Raw genomic sequence first — 6,690 nt, 5'->3', positions numbered from 1 at the left:
CCACCTGCAGCCCGCGCTGCACCGCCGGGCGCGCGAGACCGCGCTCGAGCCACGCGTTCACGTGAACAAAGCGGTCGAAGCCGACCAGTTCGCGCGCTTCGTAAAAGCCGATCAGATTGCGCACCCATCCGAGCAACGACATGTCGGCGATGCTGTAATCGGCGCCCATCACCCAGTCGCGGCCCGCAAGACGTTCGTCGAGCACGCCGAGCAGCCGCGCGGACTCCGTGACGTAGCGGTTCAACGGACGCTTGTCTTCATACGCTTTACCGGCGAATCGGTTGAAGAAGCCGACCTGACCGAACATCGGCCCGACGCCGCCCATCTGCCACATCAGCCACTGCAGCGTCTCGTATCGCGCGTGCGGATCAGCCGACAGGAATTGCCCGGTCTTGTCGGCGAGATAGATCAGGATCGCACCGGATTCGAACAGCGCGAGCGGTCGGCCGCCCGGTCCGTTCGGATCGTAGATCGCCGGAATTTTGCCGTTGGGGTTGAGCGCGGCGAAGGCCGGATCGTGATGCGCGTTCGCGAGAATATCGATGCGATGCGCCTCGTACGCGAGGCCCGTCTCTTCCAGCATGATGCCCACCTTCACGCCGTTGGGCGTCGGCAGCGAAAAGAGCTGGAGTCGGTCGGGATGGCGCGCCGGCCAGCGCGTGAAAACGGGATGATCGAGTGTCACTTTCTTGCTCCTGCATTCGCAGGTCGAACGCGCGGCCCGGATACGTACCTGCCTGCCTTCGTGGTCGCATCCGGGCGCGTCGGCGCTATACCTGCATTGCGTCGACGTTCCGCCAGCGCGCGAAGCCGCGCGCCATGACGGTGGTCAAATCGAGCCCGCCGGCGGAACGGCCGGAAAGTCCTGCTCGGGATCGAACACGTTGTTGAAAAAGTTTGTCAGCGAGTACATCGCCACGAGCGCGACGATCTCCATCACGTTCGCATCCGTATAGCCGGCATCGCGAACGGCCTTCAGATCGGCGTCGTCGACTTTGCCGCGCGTTTCGATCACCTTGCGCGCGAACTGCACGGCGGCGTCACGCTTCGGATCGGTCGCGTGCCCCTTGCGCGCCAGAATGATTTCGTCGGCAGGCAGCTTGGCCATGTGCTCGGCGGTCATGCTGTGAACCGTCAGGCAGTAGTTGCAGCCGTTCACTTCCGACACCGCCAGGCCGATGCTGTCGCGCGTCTTGACGTCCAGCGCCTTGCTCAGCGCACCGAGCAGCGTGGCCCATGCATTGAACGCGATCGGGCTTTGCGCGAAGCTCGCCATCATGTTCGGCGTAAAGCCGATGTTCTTCGTAAACGCGGCGAGCGTCGGCTTCGATTCTGCCGGCACCTGTTCCGGCGTGAGCACTGCAGTCCTTGCCATCATCATCTCCGTGAGTGACTGATATCACTGATCGACGAAAGCCCGTGCTGGCGCGATCCGTCGGGTTGCTTCCTCCCCCGGTTCGGGGGCGAAATGGGTTGTCGAGCGAAACTCCGCTGCGATTGCCGCCGTGGCAGCCGTTTAAACGAGGTCCAGCACTTCGGTGATCGGACGCCGCGGCTTCTGCGCCCAGTTCCCCGGGCGCTCGGCACCGATCGCCAGCAGCATCACCGGCACTTCGTCGTCGGCAAGTCCGAACTCGCGGTGCACCGCGTCGGCATCGAAACCGATCATCGGCGTCGAACCGAGCCCGAGCGAGCGGGCCGCATAGATCATCGCGGCCGCACCGAACGTGGCGGTCCGCACGGCTTCGTCGCGACGGCGTTGCGGATACTCCATGTACAGGTTGCGCGCGGGGATTTCCCACTCCGCCACCATCGATGCCGGCATCACGCCCGCTTCGACCAGCGGCGCGAGACGTTCGGGGATCACGCTCGTCTCCACGAGCTGGCCGCAGACGATGAACGTCACGGCTGCCTCGGTGACTGCCGGCTGATTCCATGCGATCGGGCTCAGGCGCGCCTTCGCTTCGCGCGTGCGTACGGCGATGAAGCGCCAGTTCTGCAGGTGGAAGGACGTCGGCGCGCTGGTGCCGATTCGCACGAGCTCCCGGATCTGGTCGTCGGTCAGCGTCGCGTCCGGGTCGTAGTATTTCGCCGCGCTTCGGCTCAAAATGCATTCGATCACGGCGTTGGTCGTGGCAGTTCCGTTGCTCATGGTCACTCCTTGGGGTGAGGAAATCGGTTCGGCTACTCGCGTGCTGTCGCGCCGTGCGATCGCGTCGGTCGCGATTCGCGTCATGGCCGATGCGTTCGTCAGCGAGCGAGGAGTCTCCACTTTAGAGTCGGCCGATACCGATTTCGAGACTGCGCGTGCTCAACAAAATGCTCGAAAGGATCAAACGCGGAAGCGGTCCGCTCGCCGGGTGTGAAGCCGCGCGACCCACGCCGCTGCGTCTCATCGCGAGCAAGTCTGCGCAAGACGGCGGATGTGGACGGGCGCGGCAACGGTCGCTCGTCTGCAGCACGCGATCAGCGCTCCGTGTGCGGCGCTACGTCGTTCGTTCGGCCCGAACATTACGTGCAAATACATCACTCGACTTCATCGGTTCGACGTCGCCACTGCCCCGGCGTCATCCCCATCTTGTCGGTGAACATGCGCCGGAATGCCGCGACCGATCGGTAGCCGATCGATTCGGCCACGGCCTCCGTGCTCATCGCCGGCTTCCTCAACTCGTTTGCAGCCAGCGTCATCCGGATATCCGTGAGCAGCTCCGTGGCGGAGCGGCCGAGCTTGTCGTGAAAGTGCCGCATGAAGGTCGCGCGAGACATGTTGCACAAGTCGGCCAGCTCGGGCAGGCTCCACGGTCGCGCAGGATTGGCGAACATCGCCGAAATGGCCGGCGCCAGCCGTGGATGACTTGCCAGCGCGAGCAACCCTGCCGGTGCTTGTCCCGATTCGCTCGCCGCGCGCAGCACGAGCGTGAACAGTGCGGAAGTCAGCGCGTTGAGGGTTGCGTATCCGCCGGGCTTGTCGCCCACCGACACCATCCGCATCAGCTCGACCAGACTCGCAAGCTGGTTCGATGCGGACCCGCTATCGTCGTCGCCACCGCTCACGTAACGCACCGTCAGCGTCGTGGGCAGGTAGTCGCGAATCAGCCGGTCATGCGGCGGTCTGATATGGAACCGTCCGCACAGCAGGTCGAGGCGTTCGCCCGGACCTTCATGGCCGCTGCGCATCCGTCCGCCCGAGCCGTGACGGTTGCACGTGACGCACCGCACCTGCCGGCTGCCGTCGTGCAGTACGTGCGCGGCCCCGTGCGGCAGCAGCACGATGTCGCCGCTTGCCAGTTCCGTGATCGATCCGGTGCCGGCATCCTCGAGCACGGCGCGCCCGTTCAGCACGACGTGATACGGAATCTCGTGTGCGGCGGCTCGGGCCCACGCCAACTGCCACGGCGAACCGTAGCCGCAGCGCACCTCCAGCTCGCCGGTGACGGTAATCATTTGCAGAAGCTGGCTCAGCGAATCGACTTGGGGCATAGTCTTTTGGAATTCGAATTGGCCGGGCACAACGTCGCATCGCAGTGGATCACGGTCGCGGCGCCGCACATGCTGGTGCGCATCGCGCAGGCGTGGTCGGCATCCATACCGTTGATTCCGCGCGTTTCGCGGCACGGCACTGTGCGTGCGAGGCGCGCATGGCGGGCGCATATGCCGACGCCCCCGGATTGAACCGACGATCGACCGTACCGACAACGCGCCGTCCTCGTCGATGACGCGTTTTCCAACGACGTTCGCCACCACCGGATGCTTGCCGTCCGCGTGCGCGCGGTTGTTCCGCGCTTATCTGATCGGCGTGGTCAGCGTGTTGTCGTCGCTGTCGACGATGAACACGGCGAGGAGCTTCGCCGGTTCGGTCTTGCTCGCGTTGCGGCTGATCGTATGAATTGCGCCGGGCGGTTCGGACCAGCTTTCGCCTGCGTGGTACACACGCAGGTCACCGTCGTTGACCTTCGATTCGATTGCGCCCGATACCACATAGGCATAAATGAACGCTGACTTCGCGTGAACGTGCGGCGCGGAGGCGGCGCCCGGCGGATACTCGACCTCCACCGCGGCGAGCGACTTGCCCGGCAAGTTCGGGACCGCTTGTTCGAAATTCGGCTTCACGATTTCGCCGCCCCTATCCGCGGCAGCGAAGGTGCTCGCGACGATGGCCGGTGTCGCGAACACCGCAATCAGAATCGGACGGACTTTCATCGTCGGCTCCCCTGTTGGCGTTCGCATTCTGTACCATCGATGGTACGAACTGAAGAACCAAGAATTCCGATTTTTGTGTGTACCAAGACGTGCGGCGAATGAGCCGATCGAGCATCATGTTGCGCCTTTCACGCATTCACGAATCGCTGCGCGCTGCCTACACTGAGCGCAGGCCGTAACCGACGCGTCGCGACAGCAAACGTGACGGAATCGTCGCATCCGGCCGCTCAATCGGGAGTCAGGCAATGCGCACGATTTACACGAATGTCGCCGTCATCGGCGCAGGCACCGCGGGGCTCGCCGCTTATCGCGCGGCGCGCGCCGAAGGCGCCACCGCCGTCATTATCGAAGGCGGTCCGTACGGCACGACCTGTGCCCGCGTCGGCTGCATGCCCTCAAAGTTGCTGATCGCGGCCGCCGAGGCCGCGCATGCAGCGAGCCACGCCGCACCGTTCGGCATCGCGGTCGGCAACGTGCGCGTCGACGGAGAAGCGGTGATGGCGCGCGTACGACGCGAACGCGATCGTTTCGTCGGATTCGTCGTCGACGGCGTCGAAGCATTGCCCGTTGAAGATCGACTGGTCGGGTACGCACGCTTCGTCGATGACGGGCTGCTGCAGGTGGGCGATCACACGCAGGTGCGCGCGGCGAGCGTCGTGATCGCTACGGGCTCCACGCCGACCATTCCGGCGGTCCTGAACGGCGTTCGCGATCGCGTGATCGTCAACGATGACGTGTTCGCATGGACGACGCTGCCGCGCAGCGTCGCCGTGATGGGCCCCGGCGTGATCGGCCTCGAACTCGGGCAGGCGCTTGCAAGACTCGGCGTACGTGTGAGTGTGTACGGCGCGCGCGGCAGCGTCGGTCAACTGACCGACCCGAAGCTCGTCGAGGCCGCGCGCGCGATCTTCGGCGACGCATTTCATTTCGAGCCGAGCGGCACGATGCTGAGTGCGACGCGCGTCGACGACGGCGTCACGCTACGCTATCGCCGCGCCGACGGATCGACGATCGACGCGACCTACGAGTACGTGCTCGCGGCCACCGGCAGGCATCCCGACCTCGGCAACCTGGGGCTCGCGAACACGTCGATCCAACTGGGCGAACACGGCATACCGCGGTTCGACGCGCAGACGTTGCAGGTCCAGGGACACCCGGTCTTCATCGCGGGCGACGCGAACGGCATTCTGCCGCTGCTGCATGAAGCGGTCGACGAAGGTCGCGCGGCCGGCCGCAACGCCGCGCGCTATCCGGACGTCGCAAAAATCGAGCGCCGTGCGCCGCTCGCGATCGTGTTTTCCGATCCGCAGATCGCGCTCGTCGGCGCACGCCATCGCGAGTTGCGCGCAGACACGTTCGTGACGGGCGAAGTGAGCTTCGAAGACCAGGGACGCAGTCGCGTGATGTTGAAAAATCTCGGGCGCGCGCATATCTACGTCAACCGCGCGACACGACGATTCGTCGGTGCAGAGATGCTGGGCCCATCCGCCGAACATATCGGGCATTTGCTCGCGTGGAGCTTGCAGATGGAACTCACCGTCGATGCGATGCTCGCGATGCCGTTCTATCATCCGGTCGTCGAAGAGGGCGTGCGTACCGCGCTCAGGGATGCCGCCGCCAAACTCGACGCGCAGTAGCGCATTGCCCTGTTCGGCCAGTCGTCTCGTCGGCATTCGACAGATCGCGCATCTCAATGGCCCGCGCTCTGCCCGCCGTCCACATGGAGGATCTCGCCGGTGATGAACGGTGCCGCGTCGAGAAACAGGATCGCGTCGGCGATATCGCTCGCTTCGCCGAGGCGGCCGACAGGATTGAACGCGCTCAGCGCTTCATGGAGTTCCGGCGCGTGCATCGGTGTTTTGATGTTGCCCGGCGCAACGGCGTTGACGCGAATCCCCTTCTTTGCATATTCGATCGCGAGCGACTTCGTCGCCGCATTGATGCCGCCCTTCGTCAACGCGGCCAGCACCGAGTAGACGCCGCCGATCGCGACCTGGTCGATGCTTGCCGTGACGCTCACCACGTGACCGCTTCCACGCTTTTCCATCTCGGCGATCGCAAGCTGCGTGACGTGATAAAAGCCCGCCATGTTGACGTTCATCACCGCTGCATAGTCTTCAGGCGTGTGCTGGGTGAACGGTCTGCCGATGTAAATGCCCGCGTTGTTGACCAGCGTATCGATTCGCCCGAACCGCGCGATGCCTTCGGCAATCACGCGACGGGCCGTCGCTCGATCGCCGATGTCGCCGGCGATACAGAGCATGTCGTCGTCGTTCGAAGGCTTGATCGACCGCGAGGTCGCGACGACGCGGTAGTCGAGCCGTCGAAAGGCGTCGACGACTTTCGCGCCGATGCCCTGAGATGCACCGGTGACGACCACAACCTTCTTCGATGTATTCATGCTTTACCCGCGAGGATCGGACAAAGAACCACGGCTGCACTCCGCCGTGCCGTCTTGTCATTCTTCATCATCGATTGTGCGCGCGGAAG

General features: G+C 64.4%; 7 protein-coding genes. 1 reads left to right on the top strand and 6 read right to left on the bottom strand.

Annotated elements, in window-relative coordinates; translation table 11 throughout:
- From ACSHSS_RS22905 to ACSHSS_RS22885, 5 genes are all read right to left on the bottom strand, one after another.
- Positions 1-685 (bottom strand): glutathione S-transferase N-terminal domain-containing protein (locus tag ACSHSS_RS22905; protein ID WP_445545577.1); only part of this gene is annotated, 685 nt, incomplete at its 3' end.
- A gap of 144 nt (positions 686-829) precedes the next feature.
- Positions 830-1,375 carry a carboxymuconolactone decarboxylase family protein gene (locus ACSHSS_RS22900; protein WP_012216779.1) on the bottom strand — a complete coding sequence of 182 codons (546 nt, stop codon included), beginning with the start codon at positions 1,373-1,375 and terminating at the stop codon, positions 830-832.
- Positions 1,376-1,516: 141 nt separating this feature from the next.
- A complete protein-coding gene (locus ACSHSS_RS22895; protein ID WP_105771514.1) occupies positions 1,517-2,152 on the bottom strand; it encodes a nitroreductase family protein in 636 nt (211 codons plus the stop codon).
- A 374-nt stretch (positions 2,153-2,526) separates the two neighbouring features.
- Positions 2,527-3,480, bottom strand: coding sequence for an AraC family transcriptional regulator (locus ACSHSS_RS22890; protein ID WP_012216778.1), 954 nt, complete (start codon positions 3,478-3,480; stop codon positions 2,527-2,529).
- A gap of 303 nt (positions 3,481-3,783) precedes the next feature.
- A complete protein-coding gene (locus tag ACSHSS_RS22885) occupies positions 3,784-4,200 on the bottom strand; it encodes a cupin domain-containing protein (RefSeq protein ID WP_105771512.1) in 417 nt (138 codons plus the stop codon).
- A gap of 245 nt (positions 4,201-4,445) precedes the next feature.
- On the opposite strand from ACSHSS_RS22885, the gene ACSHSS_RS22880 reads away from it, so the two are divergent.
- Positions 4,446-5,837, top strand: a complete 1,392-nt coding sequence (locus tag ACSHSS_RS22880; protein WP_445545576.1) for a dihydrolipoyl dehydrogenase — start codon at positions 4,446-4,448, stop codon at positions 5,835-5,837.
- Between the two features lie 53 nt (positions 5,838-5,890).
- On the opposite strand, the gene ACSHSS_RS22875 is transcribed toward ACSHSS_RS22880, so the two are convergent.
- On the bottom strand, positions 5,891-6,601 hold the full coding sequence (locus tag ACSHSS_RS22875; RefSeq protein WP_105802547.1) for an SDR family NAD(P)-dependent oxidoreductase: 711 nt from the start codon (positions 6,599-6,601) through the stop codon (positions 5,891-5,893).
- Positions 6,602-6,690: the final 89 nt, after the last annotated feature.

This window comes from Burkholderia sp. BC1 (genome assembly GCF_052683555.1).
Note: the sequence above shows the minus strand (reverse complement) of the source record. Positions and strands in the feature narration are given on the sequence as shown.